Source organism: Streptococcus sp. 2154, assembly GCF_013277255.1.
GTDB lineage: Bacteria > Bacillota > Bacilli > Lactobacillales > Streptococcaceae > Streptococcus > Streptococcus pseudopneumoniae.
This window is the reverse complement of sequence record NZ_VMMK01000053.1, coordinates 38,886-64,039: the sequence shown is the minus strand read 5'-3', so window position 1 is coordinate 64,039 and position 25,154 is coordinate 38,886. Positions and strand designations below refer to the sequence as shown.

Annotated in this window: 18 protein-coding genes and 5 pseudogenes; 4 read left to right on the top strand and 19 right to left on the bottom strand. The window is 40.5% G+C overall.

Translation table 11 applies throughout. The annotated features are described in order from the left end of the window. Positions 1-23: 23 nt before the first annotated feature. From HT693_RS09460 to argR, 17 genes and pseudogenes are all read right to left on the bottom strand, one after another. Positions 24-1,063, bottom strand: a pseudogene (locus HT693_RS09460) (zinc-dependent alcohol dehydrogenase family protein). 318 nt (positions 1,064-1,381) lie between these two features. Next, positions 1,382-1,621 (bottom strand): hypothetical protein, encoded by a 240-nt coding sequence (locus HT693_RS09455; RefSeq protein WP_138705152.1) that lies wholly within the window; start codon positions 1,619-1,621, stop codon positions 1,382-1,384. Positions 1,622-1,734: 113 nt separating this feature from the next. Continuing rightward, positions 1,735-2,169, bottom strand: a complete 435-nt coding sequence (locus HT693_RS09450) for a cytidine deaminase (protein WP_000355903.1) — start codon at positions 2,167-2,169, stop codon at positions 1,735-1,737. A 13-nt stretch (positions 2,170-2,182) separates the two neighbouring features. After that, complete coding sequence (gltX, locus tag HT693_RS09445) at positions 2,183-3,643, bottom strand: glutamate--tRNA ligase (RefSeq protein ID WP_138705153.1); 1,461 nt, start codon at positions 3,641-3,643, stop codon at positions 2,183-2,185. Positions 3,644-3,773: 130 nt separating this feature from the next. Continuing rightward, positions 3,774-4,250: pseudogene (pgi, locus tag HT693_RS09440) on the bottom strand (glucose-6-phosphate isomerase); the annotation flags it as partial. Positions 4,251-4,696: 446 nt separating this feature from the next. Next, positions 4,697-5,068, bottom strand: a complete 372-nt coding sequence (locus HT693_RS09435; protein WP_023935311.1) for a PTS glucitol/sorbitol transporter subunit IIA — start codon at positions 5,066-5,068, stop codon at positions 4,697-4,699. 98 nt (positions 5,069-5,166) lie between these two features. Then, a complete protein-coding gene (locus HT693_RS09430; RefSeq protein ID WP_020992831.1) occupies positions 5,167-6,147 on the bottom strand; it encodes a PTS glucitol/sorbitol transporter subunit IIB in 981 nt (326 codons plus the stop codon). 16 nt (positions 6,148-6,163) lie between these two features. Continuing rightward, positions 6,164-6,706 carry a PTS glucitol/sorbitol transporter subunit IIC gene (locus HT693_RS09425; protein WP_023938891.1) on the bottom strand — a complete coding sequence of 181 codons (543 nt, stop codon included), beginning with the start codon at positions 6,704-6,706 and terminating at the stop codon, positions 6,164-6,166. Between the two features lie 15 nt (positions 6,707-6,721). Then, positions 6,722-7,201 (bottom strand): transcriptional regulator GutM, encoded by a 480-nt coding sequence (locus HT693_RS09420; protein WP_023938893.1) that lies wholly within the window; start codon positions 7,199-7,201, stop codon positions 6,722-6,724. After that, the gene (locus HT693_RS09415; RefSeq protein ID WP_080673552.1) at positions 7,201-9,027 is read right to left on the bottom strand and encodes a PTS sugar transporter subunit IIA; all 1,827 of its coding nucleotides are present in this window, start codon (positions 9,025-9,027) and stop codon (positions 7,201-7,203) included. Before HT693_RS09415 ends, HT693_RS09420 begins: the two co-directional genes overlap by 1 nt. 62 nt (positions 9,028-9,089) lie before the next feature. Then, positions 9,090-9,890 carry an SDR family oxidoreductase gene (locus tag HT693_RS09410; protein WP_023934055.1) on the bottom strand — a complete coding sequence of 267 codons (801 nt, stop codon included), beginning with the start codon at positions 9,888-9,890 and terminating at the stop codon, positions 9,090-9,092. 182 nt (positions 9,891-10,072) lie between these two features. Then, complete coding sequence (locus HT693_RS09405; protein ID WP_023938896.1) at positions 10,073-11,422, bottom strand: glucose-6-phosphate isomerase; 1,350 nt, start codon at positions 11,420-11,422, stop codon at positions 10,073-10,075. 170 nt (positions 11,423-11,592) lie between these two features. Further along, on the bottom strand, positions 11,593-12,282 hold the full coding sequence (locus HT693_RS09400) for a gamma-glutamyl-gamma-aminobutyrate hydrolase family protein (protein WP_050223431.1): 690 nt from the start codon (positions 12,280-12,282) through the stop codon (positions 11,593-11,595). A gap of 288 nt (positions 12,283-12,570) precedes the next feature. Then, positions 12,571-14,337: a multidrug efflux ABC transporter subunit PatB gene (gene patB, locus HT693_RS09395; RefSeq protein WP_000859876.1), complete on the bottom strand. Its 1,767-nt coding sequence runs from the start codon at positions 14,335-14,337 to the stop codon at positions 12,571-12,573. Position 14,338: 1 nt separating this feature from the next. Further along, positions 14,339-16,045, bottom strand: a complete 1,707-nt coding sequence (gene patA / locus HT693_RS09390) for a multidrug efflux ABC transporter subunit PatA (protein ID WP_050207893.1) — start codon at positions 16,043-16,045, stop codon at positions 14,339-14,341. A gap of 146 nt (positions 16,046-16,191) precedes the next feature. After that, positions 16,192-18,726, bottom strand: a complete 2,535-nt coding sequence (gene mutS / locus HT693_RS09385) for a DNA mismatch repair protein MutS (protein ID WP_050207894.1) — start codon at positions 18,724-18,726, stop codon at positions 16,192-16,194. A gap of 50 nt (positions 18,727-18,776) precedes the next feature. Further along, positions 18,777-19,223 carry an arginine repressor gene (gene argR, locus HT693_RS09380; RefSeq protein WP_001231476.1) on the bottom strand — a complete coding sequence of 149 codons (447 nt, stop codon included), beginning with the start codon at positions 19,221-19,223 and terminating at the stop codon, positions 18,777-18,779. A gap of 135 nt (positions 19,224-19,358) precedes the next feature. Here argR and argS point away from each other — a divergent pair, with 135 nt between their 5' ends. Further along, complete coding sequence (argS, locus tag HT693_RS09375) at positions 19,359-21,050, top strand: arginine--tRNA ligase (RefSeq protein WP_050207895.1); 1,692 nt, start codon at positions 19,359-19,361, stop codon at positions 21,048-21,050. A 1,162-nt stretch (positions 21,051-22,212) separates the two neighbouring features. Here the strand turns inward: argS and HT693_RS09370 are convergent. Together HT693_RS09370 and HT693_RS09365 are read right to left on the bottom strand one after the other, a co-directional pair. Continuing rightward, a pseudogene (locus HT693_RS09370) lies at positions 22,213-22,320 on the bottom strand (IS5/IS1182 family transposase); the annotation flags it as partial. A gap of 102 nt (positions 22,321-22,422) precedes the next feature. Next, a pseudogene (locus HT693_RS09365) lies at positions 22,423-22,830 on the bottom strand (transposase family protein); the annotation flags it as partial. On the opposite strand from HT693_RS09365, the pseudogene HT693_RS09360 reads away from it, so the two are divergent. The 3 genes and pseudogenes from HT693_RS09360 to HT693_RS09350 form a co-directional block, all read left to right on the top strand. After that, positions 22,823-22,963 (top strand): annotated as a pseudogene (locus HT693_RS09360) (cupin domain-containing protein); the annotation flags it as partial. The pseudogenes HT693_RS09365 and HT693_RS09360 overlap by 8 nt on opposite strands. 83 nt (positions 22,964-23,046) lie before the next feature. Further along, the gene (locus HT693_RS09355; RefSeq protein ID WP_000166478.1) at positions 23,047-23,754 is read left to right on the top strand and encodes a response regulator transcription factor; all 708 of its coding nucleotides are present in this window, start codon (positions 23,047-23,049) and stop codon (positions 23,752-23,754) included. Continuing rightward, positions 23,755-25,086: an ATP-binding protein gene (locus HT693_RS09350; protein ID WP_023939913.1), complete on the top strand. Its 1,332-nt coding sequence runs from the start codon at positions 23,755-23,757 to the stop codon at positions 25,084-25,086. It abuts the gene before it with no gap. Positions 25,087-25,154 lie beyond the last annotated feature (68 nt).

The window sequence follows — 25,154 nt, the reverse complement described above, 5'->3', positions numbered from 1 at the left end:
ATGTTCCAAAATGTTTTTACTACTTAAGCCTCTGAAATATCGTTTTCGATGATGACCTTAATGGCATGGTGGTCTGCTGCCTTACTGAAAACTTCATAGGCTTTTTCAATTTCACTGAGTTTGAAATAGTGAGTTACCAATTTTTCTGGTTCAATCTTATGACTTTCAAGTGCTTTCAACAATTGTGGAGTTGTATTTGTAGATACCAAACCAGTTGTTACATTGATGTTGCGAATCCAAAGTTTGTCCAAATCGAATTCAACTGGTTGACCATGTACACCACAGTTGGCAACTGTTCCGTCTACACCGATAATCTTTTGACAGAAATCAAATGTTACAGGAATACCAACAGCTTCGATAGCGACATCCACACCACGACCATCTGTCAAATCATAAATTTCTTTAATGGCTTTTTCAGGATCTGAAGAATTAACCTTATGAGTCGCACCGAATGATAGGGCAGTTTCCAAGCGGTTATCATCTAGGTCTACCATAATCAATTGAGCTGTCAAAAGTGCAGCCAATCCAACTGGTCCTGAACCAATAATAGCTACGCTACAACCAGGTTCCACTTCCCCTTTTAAGACACCAATTTCATATCCAGTAGGCAGAATGTCTGATAGCATAACCAAGGATTCATCTGACAAGTCTTCTGGAGTATGGTAAAGAGTGTTATCTGCATGAGGGACACGTAGATATTCAGCCTGCATACCATCAATCAAGTGACCGAAAATCCAGCCCCTTCGTCTTCACAGTGGGCATAAATTCCTTTTTTACAGTAGTAGCATTTACCACAGGCGCAGACACAAGAAATCAAGTCCTTGTCGCCTTTTTTGAAGTTAGAAACTCCTTCCCCAACTTCTTCAACAATCCCAATCCCTTCGTGACCAAGAATGGTACCACTTTGGCAAGCAGGGACATCCCCTTTGATAATATGGAGGTCTGTTCCACAAATAGTGGTTTTTACGATACGCACAATAGCGTCTGTTGGCTTGCGAATAACTGGTTTGTCTACATCAACAAAAGAAGCAAGTCCTGGTTTAACATAAGTATAGGCTTTCATAAAGCACTCCTCCGTTTTTTAAATGTACTATTTATAATATAATTGCAAGCCTTTTCAATTGGCTCTTTAGGTATTTTTGTGATATTTTTAACTTTTTTATTTACCGGTAAAGCAATGTAGATAAAAAAGCAGAAGCTAGCCTCTAACTTCTGCTTTCTCTCTTATGACTCATCTCCAATTTTTCTGATACCTGCAACAAAAATCGAAGATAATAATAATTGGGTAACACTCAACTGATCAAATACAAAAATGTAATGTGCTAGCAAATGAAATAAGAAAACAAACAAAAACAAAGATAATAAAATCTTACACATAGATTTAAGCCCAGAAATTCATCCGTCCATTATTTGGATATACATCCCTAGCATCAACCCATTGAGCTACCGCATAACCTACATTGTAGAAAATGTTAATATAATCAAATATACGTTCAAGAAGTTCAGCTAACCGATTGCTATAAATGCCTAAACGAATAGCAGCTTTTTTAGCTACCCTACTTAAAGTAGCTTTAGCAACTGCCAATCCTTTTTTCTTTACCAAATTACCAATGCCTGCCACACCACCGGAAATAGCAGTAGCAATTAGATTTTCTACTTTTTTAAACTTTTTTCATTTTTTCAAGTACAGTTTTTCAAATTATAGTAAAAAGAGCCAGAATTATACTGACTCTTCTATTGATTATTAAACTTAGAAGCACGTTCTTCTCCCCACCAATAGGGCATTAGTTCTGCGGCTTTCACTGTCTTTCTTGTATCGTAGTCCATCATGAATTCTGCATCTTTATTTTCAGCGTTCAACTCTAAAAGGAATTCTCTGCAAGCGCCACAGGGCATTCCTGAACTTCCACCATAAGGTGCTTTATCTCGAAAGGCTAATACTTTCTTAACCTTAGTTTGTCCTGAAAATTGGTACATATTGAAGAGGGCCGCCCGTTCTGCACAGAGATGGAAAACACCACAGGTTCCCTCCATACAGAAACCTGTAAATATTTGTCCATCTTCTGCTTCTACTGCAGCTACAACATGATTGGCATAAACAAAGTCTGATACTTCATGTGGATTGTATAGTTTCTGTGCTTCTTCGTACATCTTTTCCCAGATGTCCATTATTGTACCCTTCTTACTTAGAGATTTCCTTTAACATATTTTCGATATGCTGGATTGATTTTTCACGACCTAACAAGAAGATAGTATCTGGCAACTCTGGTCCATGCATTTCACCTGAAACTGCGATACGAATAGGCATGAAAAGATTTTTCCCTTTAATACCTGTTTCTTTTTGGACTACTTTAATTTGTGGGAAGATATTCTCTGTCACGAATTCATCATCTGTCATCACTTCGAGTTTTGCTTTGAAGGCTTCAAGAACTGTTGGGACTGTTTCACCTGCCATGACTTCTTTCTCAGCCTCAGTTAATTCTGGGAAGTCTGAGAAGAAGAGGTCTGTCAATGGGATAATCTCATCTACTGATTTCATTTGTGGTTTATAGAGCTCAACTAATTTTTCAGCCTTGTCAGTCAATCGACCTGCTTCTTCTAGGAATGGTTTTGCCATTTCAAAGATAGTTTCTAGGTCTGCATTCTTGATATAGTCATTGCTCATCCAGTCTAGTTTTTTCTGGTCAAAGGCTGCTGGAGACTTGCTGAGGCGATTTTCATCGAACAGTTTAATGAGTTCTTCACGAGAGAAAATCTCATCTTCGCCACCTGGGTTCCAACCAAGAAGAGCAATAAAGTTAAAAACTGCTTCTGGAAGGTAACCTTTCTTACGGTAATCTTCTATAAATTGAAGTGTATTAGTATCACGTTTAGATAACTTCTTACCAGTCTCAGAGTTGATAATCAAGGTCATGTGACCGAACTCTGGAGCTTCCCAACCAAGTGCTTCATAAACCATGAGCTGTTTTGGTGTATTAGCGATGTGGTCGTCTCCACGGATTACGTGAGAAATCTGCATATCATGGTCATCGATGACAACGGCAAAGTTGTATGTTGGATAACCGTCTTTCTTTTGGATAACCCAGTCACCACCGATATTGCCACCTTCAAATTCGATATCACCTTTGACCATATCATGCCACTTGTAGATACCTGTCTCATTGACAGCCAAACGAACAGTTGGGATGATCCCTGCTGCTTCATGTTCTGCGATGTAAGCTGCTTTTTCTTCTTCACTCATACCAAGGTATTCATTGATGTAGCGTGGTGTTTCGCCAGCTACTTCTTGGCGTTCGCGTTCAGCTGCCAACTCTTCTTCTGTAACGTAAGATTTATAGGCTTTTCCTTCAGCTAATAGTTGGGCAATGTATTTTTGATACAAGTCCAAACGCTCAGACTGGCGATAATTCTCATGTGATTCTGGACTTTCATCCCAATCCATGCCTAACCAGCGAAGGTTTTCAAGTTGTGAACGTTCACCATCCTCGACATGGCGTTTACGGTCAGTATCTTCGATACGAATGAGAAATGTTCCACCATGATGGCGCGCATACAAGTAATTAAACAATGCTGTACGGGCATTCCCGATGTGTAGTAGTCCTGTTGGACTTGGTGCGTAACGTACGCGGATATCTTTTGACATAGTTTCTCCTATAAAGTCTCTAGGCGTCTGCCTTTTTGCTCTCTATATTATATCACAAGTCTTGGCTGAGTCCAATTTCTATGGATAAAGAGAGTAAAAAGAGTGGACAAACCACTCTTTTCTTCTATTATTACAGACGTGCGTTAAGTTCTTTGCTCAATTCTTCAAATCCTGGTTTTCCAAGAAGGGCGAACATGTTACGTTTGTAGGCTTCAACACCTGGTTGGTCAAATGGGTTGATAGCATTCAAGTAACCTGAAAGAGCGATAGCCAATTCGAAGAAGTAGATTGTATAACCAAGAGTGAAAGCGTCTTGCTCTGGAAGAGTCACGTACATGTTTGGTACATCACCGTCTGTGTGTGCAAGAAGAACACCGTCAGTTGCTTTTTTGTTTACAAAGTCAACGTCTTTTCCTTGAAGGTAACCAAGTCCATCAAGGTCTTCTTCCAAAGTAGGAATAATCACATTTTTACGAGGTTTGTCAACACGAACAACTGTTTCAAACATGATACGAGTTCCTTCTTGGATAAATTGACCAAGTGAGTGCAAGTCAGTTGAGAAGTTGGCTGAAGTTGGGTAGATACCTTTTTGATCTTTTCCTTCTGTTCAGGCACCCCTTGTAGATGCATCTGCTGGAAATTCCCTTGCACTGGCTGGCTAGTTTGATTGACTTGCCAAGCCCTTTGCGCTTGACCTTGACCGTCTTATTCTGGCATGCTTTTCTCCTTATAAATTTTGTTGATTTGTCATATTGCGAAAACATTGAAAAACAATGACAAATTTCACAATATTATAATATAAATTATTTTTCCTATCAAAAAAGAGAGTGGGAAAGAACTTCAAACAAGTTAAAAAGTTCGTCTTCCACCTCCCCCCGCACAGTTGATCAGGCAATCTTTGGGACTTACAAAGCGAAGGAAGATGCCAATCAACCACTAAGTTATCTGTTTTTTTAAATTTAGACTCAAAAGCCTGGACTTTTTGCCCAGGCTCTGATTCAAGTTTTTAGACTCTTATTTTTCTAGTATTCTTAATTAGATATTTTATCTTACTTAGGCAGCTTCGAAAATCTGAATGGTAGAACCTTTCTCAAGTACTACTGCTTGGTCTGCTGCGACATGGAGTGTACCAGGAAGGCTCCCCTCTTTTGAACCATCAAAAGAAATCGTGATATGCCCCAGTCCAGTTAAATTTTTTTCTACTACATTTCCTACGGCAGTAATCGAATATTCCTGACTATCTACGACCAGCTTTCCACCTTCTAGTATTGCACCTAGAAGATTTTTGTTATCGATTTTAAAACAATACTCTGCTAAATCTTCCGGAGCTTCTTCTCCAAATAAAATGAGCATATTAGCGTCTTGAATCATATTCTGAGCTTCAAGCCCCACTTGAATTACTTTAGCTTCAAAAATTTTCTTCATCTAATTCCTATTCATCCTTTCTCAAATCTGTCATAAACTTATGCTTATAGATAAGTTTAACATAATAGTTGCTGTGTTTACGTGCATCTATCAAAGTTCTACTGATAAAGGCCAATACTAGCTATCCAAGCTACTAGCACCCGCGGAACACCATTTAGAAAGCGTGAATAAAGTACAGAAGGAACACCAACCTCAACTGTTTCAGCTTTGGCTTCAGAAAGACCGAGTGCTACAGGAATGAAATCACAACCGTTTTGGGTGTTGATAGCAAATATAGCTGGTAGAGCCATTTGGGGTGGAATATTTCCTTTTCCGATTTCGACTCCAATTAAGGTTCCGATAATCTGACTGATAACAGCTCCGGGGCCTAACAAAGGAGATAGGAATGGCAAGGAACAGATAAAGCCAATCAAAATGAGCCCCCAGATGTTCCCCGCCAGGGGAACCATTAATTTTGCCAGCCAATTTCCAACACCTGAACCTTGAATAACCCCAATCAGCAAGGAAACAAAGGCCATGAAAGGAATGATTGTATTGAGCATTGTCTGAATGGCTTCACGAGCAGCCTGGTTGAAAGTCGCAACGACCTTCCCAGCGCCCATCCCAATTCGTGCTACAATACTTGTTTCAGCTTTTTGCTCTGTAATTTTTTTACTAGTATCGTAAGTTGGCTTTTCAGTTACCACAGTTGTCGCTTTTTCGTCTTCATTAGCAGCAGAAATTTGATTAAGGCCAACTGCTGACACATAGATTTCCTCGGTGATATATTGAGCTAGAGGGCCACTTTTCCCTGTAGCGACAATATTGATTGTAGGGATCCCCTTTTTAGGATAAATACCGCAGCGAAGAGTACCGCCGCAATCTACGATTGCTAAAGCAATTTCCTCATCTGGGATAGAAGTTTTAAACCCGTTAACAGCTTCCATACCGGTCAAATCAGCAATTTTATCTACAATATCTGGCTTTTCTCCGCCACCAGTGATATAGATGAATTTATGCTTAGCCTCACTAGGTGTAATGACCAAAGGGCCCCCGAAACCACCATTTCCTTTAACAACTTTTATACTCTTATATGACATAATTTCACTCTTTCTATCAATCAAATGTTTTACTCAAGGTAACACCTTGCTGTTTTGCTACATAAGCAGTTGTAAAATCGGTTACCCAACCGCCTACAAAGTTCATGACAATCCCAACAAGCATGTAACGAATGGCTAAGTCCGTTTGACTTAAACCTAAATTTTGAATTCCTGTTGCAATTCCCACCCATACAAACAACTCCCCAGGATTGATATGCGGGAATACACCATTTGAAGTATGGCAGAACTGCATCTGAGCTGCTACAAAACTAGGTTTATAATATTCTGGTAAGAAACGTCCCATACTAATCGCCATCGGATTCCCCAGCATAAAGGCTGAAATGAAAGGTAAAATCATATACCGGCTAACAGGATTTTTGGCAGAAATCTTAGCTAGGGAATTGACCTTCTCTTCTCCCAAGAAAGCGATAAGGGTATTCATTGCAATCAATAGCATCAAGACAAGAGGTACAATACTTGTCATCCAGCTAATAAAGGTTTCTCCACCTAATTGGAAGAGTTTCATAAAACTCTCTGCAAATTCTGTAATATAATTCATAAGGAACTCCTTTTCTTATTTTTTTTTAAATAACTGTTTAATAGATAATTGTAAGTAAGCCGCATAAAAGCCGAATCCCAGAAAAGAATCAGAAGAACTTGTCTCTTTCTCAATACCTGCCTCATGCCAAAGATAGACTTTTCTAGCATCTTCTATAGCTGATTGCATCCACTTATTTTCTTTTCTCACAAGAGGATTATACTTGTCAAAATAATGGATGTCTTCTCCAACATAATCGTCCATATTTTGAAAACGCGCTAAGATTGTGACTCCTTGCATTTTGCTAGCTTTAAGAACCCGACCGTTTTCATCAACCGCGAACATGACAATCGTACCGGATTTGATTCTTCCGGATTTCCTGCCAATCGCTACGCGCCCCAGTTTCCGGAGCATCGTATAGGTCTTATTGAAGTCTTTCAGTTGCTGCCAGCCGAGGAACATTTGAAATATATAAGCTGCCATGACAAATACAGCGAAAATTATTATCGAATTCATTAAAATACTCCTTTGCTCTTAGAAAATGATAGAAACTCTGTCTCTGTTTCTACAGCCCTCAATGCTTCTTTTAGAGAAGGCTCTCCTGCAATTCGAAAAATGTCGTCATACAATTCCAGCAATTCACTTTCCATTTTTCTTTCAATTTCTGAGGGTATGGCGACTAGAAAGATAAATTCAATCCATTCATCTCCTTTTTGATAAGGCTCTTCTAGTTTTCCGAACATTAAAATAGTCTTTGCATAACCCTGGTTAATTGTATGGGGGAACGCAATTCCTCCACCAAAAATGGTTGATTGCTTTTTCTCCCTATCAATTATCCGATTTCTAAAACCTTCATCAATCATCTGAAGTTTCTCTAACTCCGCAGACATATTTAGCAAGTATTGCTGATAGGTTTTTTGGGGGCTTAATCGAATAAAACGTAAGCTGACTGTTTCTAGATTTTTTTGATGAAAAGCATTGGCTTTCTGCCATTCTTCCTGCAGCCATTGATCATCAAAAAGATGATTAACTTGAATGACTGGAGATTTAGAATCTTTATATTTTAGAGGAACTGTCGTAAAAATCGCGAAATAGTCCTGATTCAATTCCACATTAAAATCCTCTTCAGAATACTGAGTAATGTCTACATCATTTCCAATGACTCGTCTGAGTTGCTGGATAATCATCGCAGCAGTTCCTCTTCCTGTTGTGCAAACCACAGCTATCTGCTTGCGAGAACCCTTAACAGCAGAATTTTGTTTTCTTAAAATCATTTCAAAATACAAAGCCAGATATCCGATTTCAGATAATTCCAATTCAGAACCAAAAATTGTAGATAGTTCTTCTCCAGCAATTTTCGCCATTTCAAAAGCAAAAGGATATTGAGTTTGAACCTCGCCATGAAATATATCATTAGCTTGCACATGGAAAATCAGTCGATTGATTAAGGACCCTAAATGAGACTTGATTTCTTCAAATAATTCTTCATCATCAAAGTGAACCAACATAGTTTCTTTGACTTTCTTGACAATCCCTTGAAAAATGTATGCAAGCTGTTCAGATTGATAAGACGGCTTGCTTAAAGTGTCAATAAAACGGACATTAAACGGAAAACACAAAAAGTCTATCTCAAACTGACTGAGGGAAATCTTATAAGTCACCTCAATATGATAGATTAATTTCTCAGCCAAATGTGTCTCTGTTAAATCATTCCTATAGTAGGGAATAGGACAATTCAACACCCTAGATGTATGAATACGATCCACCATAATTGAAAGGGTCTTTCGAAGGAGCTCCTGTGTTTCTTTAGGGATTTTATAATCCTGGACTAGCGTCTCCAGAAAAGAAGATGTTGCCTCAGTGAGTGTCCTTCCTTCAAAGTAAGGAGCCACTTGGTGAATATAGAGCAAGCGCAAATTCAGCTCGCTCCCCAAGACCTCCAGCCCACGATTGGGCTTTCCTGAAATAGTGATAGAGTAACTCTCTGCCAAAGATTTTACTTGTTTTAAATCCTTATTAAGGGTACTTCTACTAACACCTACTTCCTCAGCCAAATCGTCAATAAGAAGAGGGGAGGTTGACTCAATTAAACGTTTTAGCAAATAGGCGATTCTTTTACTGGAAGAATTGAAGTCACTCTCCTGTTTTAAACTACCAGATAAAATCTTTTCCAACTCTGTATAGTCATACACTTCTAACATTAATTGATCATCTTGTGAGATAATCTGGATATTAGGAGCCAAAACATCATTTAATTGTTGGATACTCTTTTGCAAGGTTTGCATACTAATATCCAGCTCCGAGCGCATATCTACCAAGAAATAAGTTGGCTGTGAGACCATTTTTTCTAAAATGTTATACCATCGATTTACTAAGGTCAACTCTCTTCCTCACCTTCATTTTTTTAACCGCGAGTTTTACCTCCGGCAATATTTGTAGTGACACCTGTTATATAGCTAGAACGGTCTGAAATATAGAACGCTACAAGATCAGCTACTTCCCGTAGTTTCCCACTCCGTCCCAATGGAGTCGTTGAAGTTGAAGCATAACCAGCTCGAATATCTTCTACCGTCTTTCCACGGGTATAAGCAAGAGCTTCCTCGTAAGAAAGAGTTCGAAGACCCGTAGCTTCCATAATTCCTGGAGCAATTCCAACCACACGTACACCATGTTTACCAAGCTCTTTCGCCCATGAACGAGTGTAACTATAGACTGCTGCTTTCGTGGCAGCATAGGCACTTTGTCCTTCAGAACCTTCCAAGCCTGCTTCTGAAGCCATGTTTACAATTACACCTTTTCTATTTTGAACCAGAATCCGGCCTACTGCCTGGCTAACCAAATACAGACCTTTTTGGTTAATCATTGTTACTTTTTCAAACGTTTCATCGTCTAACTCGTAAGGACCTTTAGGATTTTCTGCATCAATTAATAATCTAGGGACATTAATCCCCGCATTGTTGACCACCGCATCAATATTGCCAAATCTTTCAACTATTTTAGCGACTCCTACTTCTACTTCAGAGCGAGAAGTTACATCAACTTTTACAAATAATAGATTCGGGTGACGCAAATCGTTGTCGCTAAGGTCAAAATTCGCTACATTGACACCTAATTCCAGCAATTCTTCAACGATTGCCTTACCGATCCCAGATGACGCACCCGTCACAAGAACTGTTTTGCCTTTTATATTTAACCAATCATTCATTTTGATACCTCTCAAGTTTTATTTACAAGGCAATTATACAGCGCTTTCATAAAAGAATTAAGACACTCTTTTTTACACTGTTCAAAAAAATGATAAACTAATTAAAAGGCTTGTACTAAAAATCCACAAGAAATGAACTTGTGGATCTTTTTTATTCTGAATTAGCTCAACATATATGAGAATCAAAGACGTGCATTCAGTTCTGCACCGAGCTCTTCAAATCCAGGTTTCCCAAGAAGGGCAAACATATTTTTCTTATAGGCTTCAACACCTGGCTGGTCAAATGGATTGATACCATTCAAGTAACCTGAAAGAGCGATAGCCAATTCGAAGAAGTAGATTGTATAACCAAGAGTGAAAGCGTCTTGCTCTGGAAGAGTCACGTACATGTTTGGTACATCACCGTCTGTGTGTGCAAGAAGAACACCGTCAGTTGCTTTTTTGTTTACAAAGTCAACGTCTTTTCCTTGAAGGTAACCAAGTCCATCAAGGTCTTCTTCCAAAGTAGGAATAATCACATTTTTACGAGGTTTGTCAACACGAACAACTGTTTCAAACATGATACGAGTTCCTTCTTGGATAAATTGACCAAGTGAGTGCAAGTCAGTTGAGAAGTTGGCTGAAGTTGGGTAGATACCTTTTTGATCTTTTCCTTCTGATTCACCAGCCAATTGTTTCCACCACTCTGAGAAGTATTGAAGTGATGGCTCGTAGTTTACCAAGATCTCAGTTGCATAGCCTTTACGGTAAAGAATGTTACGAACTGCTGCGTATTGGTAAGCTTCGTTTTCAGAGATTTTATCTGAAGTGTAGTCTTTGCGAGCTGCATTTGCACCTTCCATAAGGGCTTTGATGTCAGCTCCTGATGCTGCGATTGGAAGCAAACCAACAGCTGTCAATACTGAGAAGCGTCCACCGATGTCATCTGGAACAACAAATGTTTCCCAACCGTTAGCGTCTGCTTCAACCTTAACAGCACCTTTTTGGCGGTCAGTTGTTGCATAGATACGTTTGTTGGCTTCTTCTTGACCGTATTTCTTAACCAAAAGTTCTTTGAAGACACGGAAAGCAATCGCTGGTTCAGTTGTTGTACCTGATTTAGAAATCACGTTTACTGAGAAATCTTTATCAGCTACGTACTCTACCAAGTCAGCAAGGTAAGTAGATGAGATTGAGTTTCCTGCGTAAAGGATTTGTGGAGCCTTGCGTTCTTCTTTTGTTTGCAAGTTTGCAAAGTGGTGGTTCAAGAAGTCGATTGCTGCTTTGGCACCAAGGTAAGATCCACCGATACCGATCACAACTAAAACATCGCTGTCTGATTTGATTTGCTCAGCAGCTTTCAAGATACGGTCAAATTCTTCGCGGTCGTAGTTTTCAGGAAGGTCCAACCATCCCAAAAAGTCGCTACCAGCACCAGTTCCTTTACGAATCAATTCATCTGCTGCTGTTACTTGTGATTGCATGTATTCCACTTCATGTGGTGCAACAAATTTGTCTAAAACTTTTGAATAATCAAATTTAATATGTGACATGTTATTCCTCCAATATTTCTTCTTTTCTATCATAACGCTTACCTTCGTTTTTTTCAAGCTTTTTTGTCGAATTTCTCCAATTTTTATCAGAATTCAAACGTTTGCGTAAAAATGTCACATTCCAAAAATTTTGAAAAAATAAAAGAAAGAACGACTAGATGTTCCAGTCGTTACAGTTCATTCAATAAATACTCAAATAATTCTAAATTACCATCTTCTTCATTAACCAGAAACTCTGGATGCCACTGCAAACCGATAATGCGGTGTTCGTCGATAGATTCAATCGCTTCAATGGTTTGATCTCTCGGATCAATAGCAGTTACACGGAAATTAGATGCCAATTCTTTGATACTCTGACGATGGACGGAATTGACCTGACTTTCTTTTCCAAATAGCTTGGCAACCACGCTTCCTTCCACTGTCTCAATAGAGTGAGATGTTCCGAAAGGTAGTCCTTGCCAGTGACCTTCGATTTCTTGATTGAGGGTTCCACCAAAGGCAACATTGACAAGTTGAACACCGCGACAGATTGCCATAATTGGTTTATTCTGACGGAGTGCTTCTTTCAAGAGTGCCAATTCAAATTCATCACGGACCAGATTATAATCATCGCTCTCGATGGTCTTTTTCTCTCCATAAAACTGAGGATGAACATTTTGGCCTCCTGTCAAAATCAATTTGTCAATCATTTCTACATAATCGCGTACAACTGACTCATCACCAACAGGAATGACTAGAGGGAGACCACCGACTTGACGAATGCTCTCTGCGAATCTACAAGATACAGATGAATGAATGTTTTTACCTTCTATGTCTACGGGACATAGATTTGCAGCAACTCCTACAACGGTTCTAGGCATGATGTCTCTCCTTTCGAATATTAATACTCTTCGAAAATCTCTTCAAACCACGTCAGCATCGCCTTACCGTATATATGTTACTGACTTCGTCAGTTCTATCTACAACCTCAAAGCAGTGCTTTGAGCAACCTACGGCTAGCTTCCTAGTTTACTCTTTGATTTTCATTGAGTATAACGATAGTCCTATCATATCACTCAAAGCGTCTTTCGTCTAATATGTTTTTTTTAAGACTGTGATAAAAATTTTTTATGGACAAGAAAAAGCTGCCCCATAGGACAACTTCTTTCTTATTCAAAAACAAATTGATTGTGATAGAGTTCTGAGTAGAATCCACCTAGTTTCAAGAGTTCATGGTGGTTACCACGTTCAATGACCTCTCCATCTTTAAGGACAATAATCTGATCAGCATTGAGAATAGTTTTCAAGCGGTGGGCAATAACGAAACTGGTTTTGCCTGCTACAACTGCCTCCATGGCATGCTGAATCTTGCTTTCTGTCACCGTATCTACGTTTGAAGTGCCTTCATCGAGAATGAGAACTTCTGGATCTGTCATCAGGGTTCGAGCAATGGAAATCAATTGCTTCTGCCCTGTCGAGAAGATACTCTGCTCATCATCAATAAGAGTATCGTACTTATCAGGCAAACTTTCGATATAGTCGTGAATGTGGCTTGCTTTGGCTGCTGACTCAACCATTTCCTGACTGGCATCTGGCACACCGAAACGGATATTGTCTCGAATGGTTCCGCTAAAAAGAACGGAATCTTGCAAGACAATTCCCACCTTGCTTCTGAGACTATCTAAATCATAGTCACGAATGTCTTTACCATCAAAATAAATACCACCAGCATCAACATCATAAAAGCGATTGATGAGGTTCATAATAGTCGTTTTCCCTGACCCTGTCGGACCAACAACTGCTGTCATCTGGCCTTTAGGGGCAGAAATGCTGACATCTTTCAAAATAGGTTTATCAGGCAAGTATGAAAAATCAATATGACTGATTTCAACACCTTCTTGTAACTTAGTGAAGATTGGAGCCTTTTCAGGTCGGATTTCTTCCTCTGCATCAAACATTTCCTGTATCCGTTCAGCCCCCGTAAAGGCTAACTGAAGACTTCCCCAACTAGCCGCAACTTGGATAATAGGCTGGTAGTACTGCTGTGAAAATTGGGCAAACATAACAATCAAACCTAGGGCTGTACTTGTTTCAATAGACTTATCATTCAAAAGTACAGCTGAACCAGCAAAGATAACGATGGCTGTGTTGACCAGACTCATCCCATTCATGACAGGGAAAAGAATTCCTGAGAACATTCTTCCTTTAAAGGTTGCCTTGCGCACGCGCTCATTTTGTTCAAGAAATCCTGCCATCATATCCTCTTGAATTCCTTGCACAATGACAGCTTTTTGGCCTGAGATACTCTCATCCATATAGGCGTTGAGTTTCCCTACCTCTTTTTGCTGGAGGTTGGTGTATTTGCGGGCCATTTTTACAATAAAAATCAGCATGAGGAAGGCAACTGGTGTGCTGGCAATAGTGATAAGAGCCAGCGTCACATTTCTCGAAAACATGACAAGAATCAGACCAATGTATAAAACAATATTGCTCATGACCTGAATCAAGCTCTCGTTAAAGGCTTGGAGGATATTATCCAAATCACTGGTAAAACGAGACAGGATATCGCCATCTTGTCGGCGGTCAAAGAAAGAAACCGTCAAGCGAGCAAGCTTACCGAAGAGGCCTTTGCGCATCTCGTTGGTCGACTCTGCAATCACGCGCGTCATGAGACACATGTATATGACACTGGAGATAAAGAGAACCAAAACCAGCAGGCCAAGATTGACCATGATTCCTGATAGGCTTTGCCAAACAAGTTCTGGATTGCCATCTTGATAAGCTTGAACTAAATTAGCTAGCTGCGTCACCGCTTGACCAGAAAAGACTGGAAAGAGAGCTTGGGCAAGAGTCGCCAGAATAATCATCAGGATGACGACTACAAATGATAGCTTATAGACTTTAAAATAATTCCAAAAAAATTGAACTGTCTTCATTTTACTCCTCCTTTCCTTTCTGTGTTTCATAGATTTCACGGTAAACGGCATTGTTGGCAACCAAGTCTGCATGCGTGCCTTGACCAATCAATCGTCCTTGATCTAGAACCAAGATTTTATCTGCATGGACAACCGAGCTAATCTTTTGCGCGATGATAATGGTTGTCGTCCCCTTCAAGTCCTTATTCAAGGCTTCTTGAACTAGGCGCTCTGACTTAGCATCCAAGGCTGAGGTAGAATCATCAAAAATCAGAATACGTGGATTGCTGACAATTCCACGAGCAATCGACATCCTTTGTTTTTGCCCACCAGAGAAATTGGTTCCCCGTTCCTCAACTGGACTTTCAAAGGTTTTCTCCATACGATGAATGAATTCACTGGCTTGGGCAATATTGGCTGCGCGCTCCATTTCAAATAGAGTAGCATCTCCCTTACCCTGTCTCAAGTTATCTGCAATCGTTCCACTGAAGAGAATGGCACGTTGAAGAACGATAGAGACAGCTTTACGCAGGGTCCCTTCACTCACTTCTCGAATATCCTTGCCTCCAATTTTGATGGCCCCTTCCTGTGGGTCAAAAAGACGTGGAATCAATTGAGCCAAGGTTGATTTTCCTGCACCAGTTGCTCCAACGACACCAACCATTTGACCAGGATCGATGGTAAAGCTCACATCTTTCAGCATCGGTTCCTTGTCCATTGGATAGGTAAAGGTTACATTTTCAAAGCTAAGACTGCCGACCAACTCTTCATCTGGCACATCCTTGAAGGTCATAGCTGGCTCTGCGTCAAGAATTTCTCGAATACGACGCATAGAAATCATGGCACGACTGACAGAATTTCCCAAAAATCCAACCATAACAATGGTAAAGATAATCTGGCTTAGGTAATTGACAAAGGAAGCAATGGAACCAACAACTGATGGATCCGACTGAACCATCCCTGCAACTAGCCAAATAGAGAGGAATACCGCCCCATAACCGACCAACATCATGAAAGGTTCCACTACTGAAAAGGCATACCCAATGTAAAGATTTTGACCGAGTAGCTCGTCTGAAACCTCCGTAAACTTAGCAAACTGCTCTTTTTCTTGGACAAAGGACTTGACCACGCGAACGCCACGCAGATTTTCCTTGGCAATGGCATTGATACGCTCAAGAAGGGTTTGAAACTTGGCAAAACGAGGCCCCATCATTCCCATCATGACGGCAGTCAAACCAAAAATCAAGACTACCATGAGAACAATCACCCACCACAGAGAAGGAAGGGTTTGAACCGCCAGGATAAAGGAACCGATGAACAAGAGGGGAAGTCTGAAAAGAATTTGGAAGGTCATCATGACCACGTTCTGAATCTGGTTGATATCATTTGTCATGCGAACGACTAGATTTCCCGCATTAAATTGTTCAATATTGGCATAAGAAAAGGTTTGGATTTTACGGAAGGCATCCTCTCGAAGGTCGGATGAAACTCCTTGGGCAATATAGGCTGCGAGGACAACATTGAGCCCACCAGCAACCAGACCGACCAAGGCCACACCAATCAACCAAGCCCCGATACTATAAATAGCTTCATATTTTCCAGCAAGGAGGGCGTCTAACACTTCCTGCAGATAACGCGGTTGCAGAAGTGAACTAGCAACCATCAAGCCTGTCATCAGGAGCGAAGCTAAGGCCTGCCACTTGTAGGTTTTTATTTTCTGAATCAGCATACTTTCTCCTTAAAAAATAGACAAAAGGGAGCGACAATGTGTCAGCTCCTTCTCATTCTGTTTGTGTGATGCTATTCTAGCAAAAAAGTGGGAACTTGTCAAAGAAGTCTCCTTGATACAGCTAGATTAACTAGTGAGTCTTGGTTTTATAGTTTCTGTTTTAACTCGACTAAGACATTCATAGCCTGCATAGGTGTCATATTGTAAACATCCAGTTTAGACAATTCTGCTAAAATAGGATGCTCTTCGGGTGTATCAAAGAGTGAAATCTGTTCAGTGACATCACTTGTTTGCCTCATAGGAACTGGACTTTCTGTACCTTGATTCTCTAACTGAGTCAAAATCTTGTCCGCCCTTGCTAAAAGGTCTGCTGGCAAGCCAGCAATCTTGGCAACATGGATACCGTAGGATTTATCAGCTGGACCTGGTTCAATCTTGTGAAGGAAGGTGACCTGCCCATCCTGCTCCAAAGTTGCTACGTGGACATTGACCAAGTGTTCCAAGCTAGACTCCAGACTAGTCAACTCATGGTAGTGGGTCGCAAAGAGGGTCTTGGCTCCGATATGCTCATGGATGTATTCGATGATGGACTGAGCAAGAGCCATCCCATCATAAGTTGCAGTTCCACGACCTAACTCATCAAAGAGAATCAAGGAATTTTTGGTTGCATGCGAAATGGCATTATTGGCCTCCATCATCTCCACCATGAAGGTTGACTGACCCGAAACCAAGTCATCTGCTGCTCCGATACGGGTAAAAATCGCATCAAAAATCGGTAAATAGGCGCTTTCTGCCGGTACATAGGAACCCATCTGGGCCATTATCGCCATCATGGCTAACTGACGCATATAGGTTGACTTCCCGCTCATGTTGGGCCCTGTAATCAGTTGAATACTGGTATCTTCTGCCATCTGAATCGTATTGGGAATATAGGTCTGAGCCCCCATAACCTTTTCAACGACAGCATGGCGCCCTTTCTGGATATCAATTCGCGAATCATCTCCGAATTCAGGTCGAATCAAATGCTGGGTTTCCGCAACAATTGCGAGACTTTGCAGGACATCAACCGTCGCAATTCCTTGAGCTAGAGCCTGCAAACGCTGGATGTATTTGCTGACTTCCTCACGAATACGCATAAAGATTTCGTACTCTAGGTTGGCTGACTTCTCACGCGCCTCCAGCATATCTCCCTCGATACGGGCTAATTCTTCGGTTCCAAAGCGTTCCGAGTTTTTCAGCGTCGCCTTACGGAAAAAATGGGCTGGCACATTTCCCAGTTGCGAATTGGTCACATGGAAATAGTAACCATCCTTTTTATTGTAGTCAATCTTGAGCGTGCTGATGCCAGAGTTTCCTCGCTCCTTAGCCTCAATTTCAGCAATCCAACCAGTCCCTTCTCTGAGAACGCGACGGTACTTGTCTAAGGTCTCATCAAATCCAGTTCGGATAATTCCCCCATCTGTAATCACATGAGGAGCTTCAGGAGCAATCGCTGCGCTAATCAAACTCTCCAACTCAGGGATTGCATCCAGTTGTGCGATGAGATAGGCTAGAGCAGGTTGCTCCATCCCTTCTAAAATCGCACGAATCCGTGGCACACTAGACAAGGTAGTCGCCAACTGCAAGAGATCCTTTGGGTTGGTCTTGCCAAAAGAAACACGACTAGCCAAACGTTCGATGTCATAAACACCCTTGAGACTGTCTGTCAAATCACTACGCTCAAAGAAATGGTCGAGAAAGACCTGCACCACTTCCTGACGTTGGATAATTCGTTCCTTATCAATCATGGGACGATGAATCCAAGAACGCAAGAGACGCATACCCATGGCTGTTTTGGTTTCATCCAAAAGCCAGAAAAGACTGCCTTGCTTCTTGCCTGAACGAGCATTCTCAACCAAATCCAGACTAGCCTTGGTCGCGTAATCCATCTGCAAGTAATCCTTGATTTCATAGCGGATAACAGGTTTGAGGTGGTTCAATTCCCTCATCTGAGTCCGATGAACATACTGGAGTAGCTTACTAGATGCCGCTTGCTCCACAGCTGCCAATCGTGAATCCAGTAAATGAAGGTCTTCAAAGCCTTCTTTTTCATAGGAAAGTACCAGATTCATCTGGCGACTAAGGATTTGTTCCTCTTCCTCAGACAAGTCATAGCCCAGCACCACTTCGCGCGCCTTGAGATTACGGATTTCCCCACAAACCAGTGTGAAATCCAAAAGACCTGTCACATAAAAGTCCCCCGTCACCAGGTCCATATAAGCTAGGCCAAATTGATTGCCAGCACGGTCTATGGCAACCAAAAAATTATTCTGACTGTCCGGCTTACTGCTATCGACCACTGTCCCTGGCGTAATGACCTGAACAACCTCTCGTTTCACAACCCCAACTGCTTGTTTAGGATCTTCCATCTGCTCTGCGATAGCCACCTTATAGCCCTGCTCAATCAAGACATCAATATACTGTTGGGCAGAATGATAGGGAACACCCGCCATAGGAATCGGATTGTCGGCATTCTTGTTGCGACTCGTTAAGGAAATTTCCAGAATCTGCGCAGCATTGACCGCATCCTCATAAAATAATTCATAAAAATCACCCATACGAAAGAGCAAAAAAGCATCTGGATATTGCTTTTTAATCTCCACATACTGTTGCATGCCGGGTGATAGCTTTTCTGTCGCCATTTTCCGTCTCTCCTTGTCAAAAATAAGTCTTGAGAGCAACTCCCAAGACCTTACTTATCTTTCATCAAATCTAGCAAACGATCTTCCATGAGTTTGGCAACGTGCTGGTCTCGACAAATGACCAATAAGGTATTGGCACCAGCAACTGTTCCTAAAATCCATTCATCCTTGTTTGCATCTACAATATTTGCCAAAACAGAAGCTTCTCCCAATTTGGTATGAAGCACCAAGGTAAACTCTGCTCTTGCAACACCTTCTAAATGATGAGACAAAAATTCCACCAAATCAATCTTTTCTGTCTCATTTGCTAGTACATAATACACCATATCATTTTTCTTGACCTTGGTCAAGCCGATTTCGCGCAAATCACGAGACAGGGTTGTCTGCGTCACAAAAACATTGTGCGCCTCCAACCGATCTTGAATTTCTTTTTGTGTACTTAATTTCTCCTCAGTAATCATTTTTTTTATTAACTGATGACGATCTCTTTTTCTCATAAAATCCTCTTATGTGAATATTTATAACTATTTTTATAACTATATTATACCAAAAAAATAGGAGATTTCAAAAATTTTTTCTTCTTTCTTTAAAATTGTGATAAAATAGTAGAAAAGTCCAAAAAGGAGCTCTTAATGAATACAAAAGAATTGATTGCTAGCGAATTGGCTAGCGTCATTGATAGCCTGGACCAAGAGGCTATTTTAAATTTACTGGAAACCCCTAAAAACTCAGAAATGGGAGACATTGCTTTCCCTGCTTTTTCTCTTGCAAAAGTCGAACGTAAAGCACCTCAAATGATTGCGGCTGAACTGGCTGAAAAAATTAACAGCCAAGCCTTTGAAAAGGTTGTTGCAACAGGACCTTACGTCAACTTTTTCCTTGATAAATCTGCCATTTCTGCTCAAGTATTGCAAGCTGTTATCACTGAAAAAGAACACTATGCTGATCAAACTATTGGCAAACAAGAAAATGTTGTTATCGATATGTCTAGTCCCAATATCGCTAAGCCATTCTCTATTGGCCACCTACGCTCAACTGTTATCGGAGATAGCTTGTCACATATTTTCCAAAAAATCGGTTATCAAACAGTCAAGGTCAACCACTTGGGAGACTGGGGTAAACAGTTTGGGATGTTGATTGTTGCCTACAAAAAATGGGGCGACGAAGAAGCTGTAAAAGCTCATCCAATTGATGAACTTCTTAAACTCTATGTCCGCATCAATGCTGAGGCTGAAAATGACCCTAGCTTGGATGAAGAAGCACGCGAATGGTTCCGTAAACTGGAAAATGGAGATGAGGAAGCCCTCGCTCTCTGGCAATGGTTCCGTGATGAAAGTTTGGTGGAATTTAACCGCCTTTACAATGAATTGCAGGTTGATTTTGACAGCTATAACGGAGAAGCCTTCTACAACGATAAGATGGATGCAGTTGTAGACATTCTTTCTGAAAAAGGCCTTCTTGTTGAATCAGAAGGTGCCCAAGTTGTGAATCTTGAGAAATATGGAATTGAACATCCAGCCCTTATCAAAAAATCTGATGGTGCAACTCTCTATATCACACGTGACTTGGCTGCAGCCCTTTACCGTAAAAACGAATACCAATTTGCTAAATCTATCTACGTAGTTGGTCAAGAGCAATCTGCCCACTTTAAACAGCTCAAAGCTGTCTTGCAAGAGATGGGCTACGATTGGAGTGACGACATTACTCATGTTCCTTTTGGTTTGGTTACAAAAGAAGGGAAAAAACTCTCTACCCGTAAAGGGAATGTCATCTTGCTAGAGCCCACTGTTGCAGAGGCTATTAGTCGTGCAAAAGCCCAAATTGAAACAAAAAATCCTGAATTGGAAAATAAAGATCAGGTAGCACATGCTGTTGGGGTTGGAGCCATTAAGTTCTATGACCTCAAGACTGACCGTACAAACGGATATGACTTCGACTTAGAGGCCATGGTATCCTTCGAGGGTGAAACTGGACCTTATGTTCAATACGCCTACGTTCGTATCCAATCGATCTTACGCAAAGCGGATTTCAAACCAGAAACAGCTGGCAACTATAGCTTGAATGATGCTGAAAGCTGGGAAATCATTAAACTCATTCAAGACTTCCCACGTATTATCAACCGTGCGGCAGATAACTTTGAACCTTCTATCATTGCTAAATTTGCAATTAACCTAGCTCAATCCTTTAACAAATACTATGCACATACACGTATCTTGGATGAAAGCCCAGAACGCGACAGCCGTCTAGCCCTCAGCTACGCAACCGCAGTCGTTCTCAAAGAAGCCCTTCGCTTGCTTGGAGTAGAAGCGCCAGAGAAGATGTGATTCAGTACTAACAATTGGAACTAAAGTTCCTAATTGTTAGACGCTAGCCGCGTATGTGCGGACTAGCTAACTGCTTCACTAGTCATGGTCTCTAAATATAATCGATTTAGAGACCATGACGTCGTAACTATGGCGATTTGCCTAATCGCTTTACTAATTCACCAAACCAAATAATATCGATTTGGTTTGGTTCATGTCGTAATCTTTTAATCACTTTATTGTAAAGTAGTCTAAGCAACTAACGCCAAATCCTATTCGGACTTTGGCTAGGCGCTTCACTAGTTTTAGGACATAAATATGATCGATTTATGTCCTAAAACGTCGTAATCTTAAAGTTATTGGAACTAAAGTTCCTAATTGTTAGACGCTAGCCGCGTATGTGCGGACTAGCTAACTGCTTCACTAGTCATGGTCTCTAAATATAATCGATTTAGAGACCATGACGTCGTAACCAGAGATACTTGCCTAAACACTTTACTAATTCACCAAACTAAATAATATCGATTTGGTTTGTTTCATGTCGTAATCTTTTAATTACTTGATTGTTAAGCAATCTAAGTAACTAACGCCAAATCCTATTCGGACTTTGGCTAGGCGCTTCACTAGTTTTAGGACATAAATATGATCGATTTATGTCCTAAAACGTCGTAATCTTAAAGTTATTGGAACTAAAGTTCCTAATTGTTGGACGTTAGTCGCTTATATGCGGACTAGCTAACTGCTTCACTAGTCATGGTCTCTAAATATAATCGATTTAGAGACCATGACGTCGTAACCAGAGATACTTGCCTAAACACTTTACTAATTCACCAAACTAAATAATATCGATTTGGTTTGTTTCATGTCGTAATCTTTTAATTACTTGATTGTTAAGCAATCTAAGTAACTAACGCCAAATCCTATCAGGGATTTGGCTAGGCGCTTCACTAGTTTTAGGACATAAATATGATCGATTTATGTCCTAAAACGTCGTAATCTTAAAGTTATTGGAACTAAAGTTCCTAATTGTTAGACGCTAGCCGCGTATGTGCGGACTAGCTAACTGCTTCACTAGTCATGGTCTCTAAATATAATCGATTTAGAGACCATGACGTCGTAACTATGGCGATTTGCCTAATCGCTTTACTAATTCACCTAACCAAATAATAGACTTCCTGCAAAACTAGAATCCTAGTTCATGATTGATAATACCAACAATCAAATTCATTCGTAATCCGAAGCGTTTACGATGATTTCGATAGGTTGTTGAAAATATTTTAAACGTTTTCATAGTGAAATGAAATAAGAACAGGACAAATCAATCAAGACAGTCAAATCGATTTCTAACAATGTTTTAGAAGTAGAGGTGTACTATTCTAGTTTCAATCTACTATACTTTGTCAAAAATACTCTCAACCTTGATTCTCTCCTTAGATAGCGCATGGTTACAGGCTTTCTCTTCAGCTGTTAGCGGCTTGAGTTTGCTGGATTTACGTGGAGTTTGCGCTTGAGGATATAGCTTCATGAGCCCTTGATAAGCACTGTCAGCCAAGATTTTACCAGCTTGTCCGATATTTCTGCGACTCATTTTGAACAACTTCATATCATGATAATAGTTCACAGCGATATCCAAAGAAACAATTCTCCCTTGACTTGTGACAATCGCTTGAGCCTTCATAGCGTGGCATTTCTTTTTACCAGAATCATTCGCTAATTGTTTTTTAGGGCGATGGATTTTTACTTCCGTCGCATCAATCATTACCGTGTCCTCAGAACTGAGAGAAGTTCTTGAAGTTGATAAGGATTATGCTCTGGTTTCTTGTCTTGTTGCTCCTGGTTTTGAATTTGAGGATTTTGAATTATTTGAAAGGGTAGATCTACTGGCGACCTATCTAGAGCACAAGGAGATGATTGAGCGTTTGACCAGATCCTAGTCTTGATAAGCAAATTTAATCTGATTTAGCAATGTTAGGATTTCTGATAATTGTGTTATAATGTTACCAATAGGAGATAATAGATGACAAAACAAGTCTTATTAGTGGATGATGAAGAACACATTCTGAGATTGCTTGACTACCATTTAAGTAAGGAAGGCTTTTCTACTCAATTGGTAACAAATGGACGGAAGGCCTTAGCTTTGGCAGAAACAGAACCCTTTGATTTTATCTTGCTTGATATCATGTTACCACAATTAGATGGCATAGAAGTTTGTAAGCGGCTGAGAGCCAAAGGCGTCAAAACTCCAATTATGATGGTTTCTGCGAAAAGTGATGAATTTGATAAGGTTTTGGCCTTGGAATTAGGGGCTGATGACTACCTGACCAAGCCTTTTAGCCCTAGAGAATTGCTGGCGCGTGTCAAGGCTGTCCTCAGGCGAACTAAAGGAGAACAAGAAGGAGATGATTCAGATAATATCGCTGACGATTCTTGGCTATTTGGAACCTTGAAAGTATACCCTGAGCGTCATGAAGTCTACAAGGCGAATAAGTTACTGAGTTTGACCCCAAAAGAATTTGAACTCTTGCTCTATCTTATGAAACATCCCAACATGACACTGACTAGAGAGCGTCTTTTGGAACGTATCTGGGGGTATGACTTTGGGCAGGAAACACGTTTGGTGGACGTTCATATTGGTAAGTTGAGGGAAAAAATTGAAGACAATCCTAAAGCCCCTCAATTTATTCGAACCATTCGGGGTTATGGTTATAAGTTCAAGGAGTTATAGATGAAACGCTACCTTCAATTTTGGCTAGTCAATCTAAGTGTTAGCCTCATTCTGATTGCAGGGATGGCATTAACTTGGATCAGTAAAGGCATCGGTCTCTTTCTTCTAGCCCTTTCTTTGGGACTAGGTAGCTACTGGCTCTTTTGCCTTTGGAAATGGGAAGTTGCTTTTGAGACCTTGCACCAACCTCTCTTGACCAGTAGTGAATACTTTTTAGAAAAAGGGCAAGAAGACTTAAAGTCTTTGGCTCAGTATGTGTCTGGCCTAAAAACCAAAGTCTCCCAACAGGATCAGCAATACAAGGACCTAGCCGAAACAATGGAGGTTCTTCTGTCGCACCTAACCATGGGGACGTTTTTAGTTTCCGCTCAAGGTCAGATGTTATTATCCAGTCGCTCTCTGCCTCATTATTTTCCCGATGTGGACGGCGACATAAGTTCACTTGATGACCTCAAACGGATGGATATTCGGAATTTAGTTCACCAAGCCTTTGATCAAAAAACAAGGTTAAAACAAGAAGTAAGTGGGTTTCATGAGGGTGACTTGATTTTAGAAGTGACAGCAGTTCCCGTTTTTAGCCCCACCCAATCTGTGGAAGCTGTGCTCGTCTTGCTATATGATTTAACAACGATTAGAACTTATGAAAAGTTAAATTTAGCCTTTGTTTCAAATGCCTCCCATGAATTGAGGACACCAGTTACTTCGATTAAGGGCTTTGCTGAAACCATTAAGGGGATGTCAGTTGAAGAAGAAGCGCTCAAGGATGACTTTCTAGACATTATTTACAAAGAAAGCTTGCGTCTTGAGCATATTGTTGAGCATCTTCTTACCTTATCTAAGGCTCAACAAATGCCTGTACAATGGACGACCCTTTCTTTGGCAGAATTTGTACAGGATTTGACTCAAAGCTTGCAACCTCAGCTCAAGAAGAAGGATTTACAGCTAAAGGTGCAGGTGCCAGATGATGTCACCCTCGTATCAGATAGTCAATTACTTTCCCAAATCTTACTCAATCTTTTAACCAATGCCATCCGTTACACTGAACAAGGGGGAAAAATTGAGGTCAAGACCCAAAAGGTGAACGAAGGCATTAAGATTTCTGTGTCAGATACAGGGATTGGTATTAGTCAATTAGAGCAGGATCGTATTTTTGAACGTTTTTACCGAGTTAATAAAGGTCGAAGCAGACAAACTGGTGGCACTGGTCTTGGCCTTGCTATTGTCAAAGAACTTAGTCAATTATTAGGTGGCCAAGTCACGGTGACGAGTCAGCTTGGCAGAGGCAGTTGCTTCACGATTTTTCTTCCTAACCAATCTTTCGCACAGGACTAATAATTTTTAAAGCTATTTTTAGGAGCAGCCACTTTTCAAAAGTGGCTTTTTTGATTCTTTACACAATC

Excerpts from the sequence above, each read along its gene's own strand:
- HT693_RS09415 (WP_080673552.1), bottom strand. The coding sequence starts at position 9,027 with ATGGTCTCACAGCCAACTTATTTCTTGGTAGATATGCGCTCGGAGCTG.
- HT693_RS09350 (WP_023939913.1), top strand. The coding sequence starts at position 23,755 with ATGAAACGCTACCTTCAATTTTGGCTAGTCAATCTAAGTGTTAGCCTC.
- HT693_RS09435 (WP_023935311.1), bottom strand. The coding sequence starts at position 5,068 with ATGAAGAAAATTTTTGAAGCTAAAGTAATTCAAGTGGGGCTTGAAGCT.
- HT693_RS09410 (WP_023934055.1), bottom strand. The coding sequence starts at position 9,890 with ATGAATGATTGGTTAAATATAAAAGGCAAAACAGTTCTTGTGACGGGT.
- HT693_RS09405 (WP_023938896.1), bottom strand. The coding sequence starts at position 11,422 with ATGTCACATATTAAATTTGATTATTCAAAAGTTTTAGACAAATTTGTT.
- HT693_RS09430 (WP_020992831.1), bottom strand. The coding sequence starts at position 6,147 with ATGTCATATAAGAGTATAAAAGTTGTTAAAGGAAATGGTGGTTTCGGG.
- gltX (WP_138705153.1), bottom strand. The coding sequence starts at position 3,643 with ATGTCAAAAGATATCCGCGTACGTTACGCACCAAGTCCAACAGGACTA.
- patA (WP_050207893.1), bottom strand. The coding sequence starts at position 16,045 with ATGCTGATTCAGAAAATAAAAACCTACAAGTGGCAGGCCTTAGCTTCG.
- HT693_RS09400 (WP_050223431.1), bottom strand. The coding sequence starts at position 12,282 with ATGCCTAGAACCGTTGTAGGAGTTGCTGCAAATCTATGTCCCGTAGAC.
- HT693_RS09420 (WP_023938893.1), bottom strand. The coding sequence starts at position 7,201 with ATGAATTCGATAATAATTTTCGCTGTATTTGTCATGGCAGCTTATATA.
- HT693_RS09450 (WP_000355903.1), bottom strand. The coding sequence starts at position 2,169 with ATGGACATCTGGGAAAAGATGTACGAAGAAGCACAGAAACTATACAAT.
- patB (WP_000859876.1), bottom strand. The coding sequence starts at position 14,337 with ATGAAGACAGTTCAATTTTTTTGGAATTATTTTAAAGTCTATAAGCTA.
- argR (WP_001231476.1), bottom strand. The coding sequence starts at position 19,223 with ATGAGAAAAAGAGATCGTCATCAGTTAATAAAAAAAATGATTACTGAG.
- HT693_RS09355 (WP_000166478.1), top strand. The coding sequence starts at position 23,047 with ATGACAAAACAAGTCTTATTAGTGGATGATGAAGAACACATTCTGAGA.
- argS (WP_050207895.1), top strand. The coding sequence starts at position 19,359 with ATGAATACAAAAGAATTGATTGCTAGCGAATTGGCTAGCGTCATTGAT.
- HT693_RS09425 (WP_023938891.1), bottom strand. The coding sequence starts at position 6,706 with ATGAATTATATTACAGAATTTGCAGAGAGTTTTATGAAACTCTTCCAA.
- mutS (WP_050207894.1), bottom strand. The coding sequence starts at position 18,726 with ATGGCGACAGAAAAGCTATCACCCGGCATGCAACAGTATGTGGAGATT.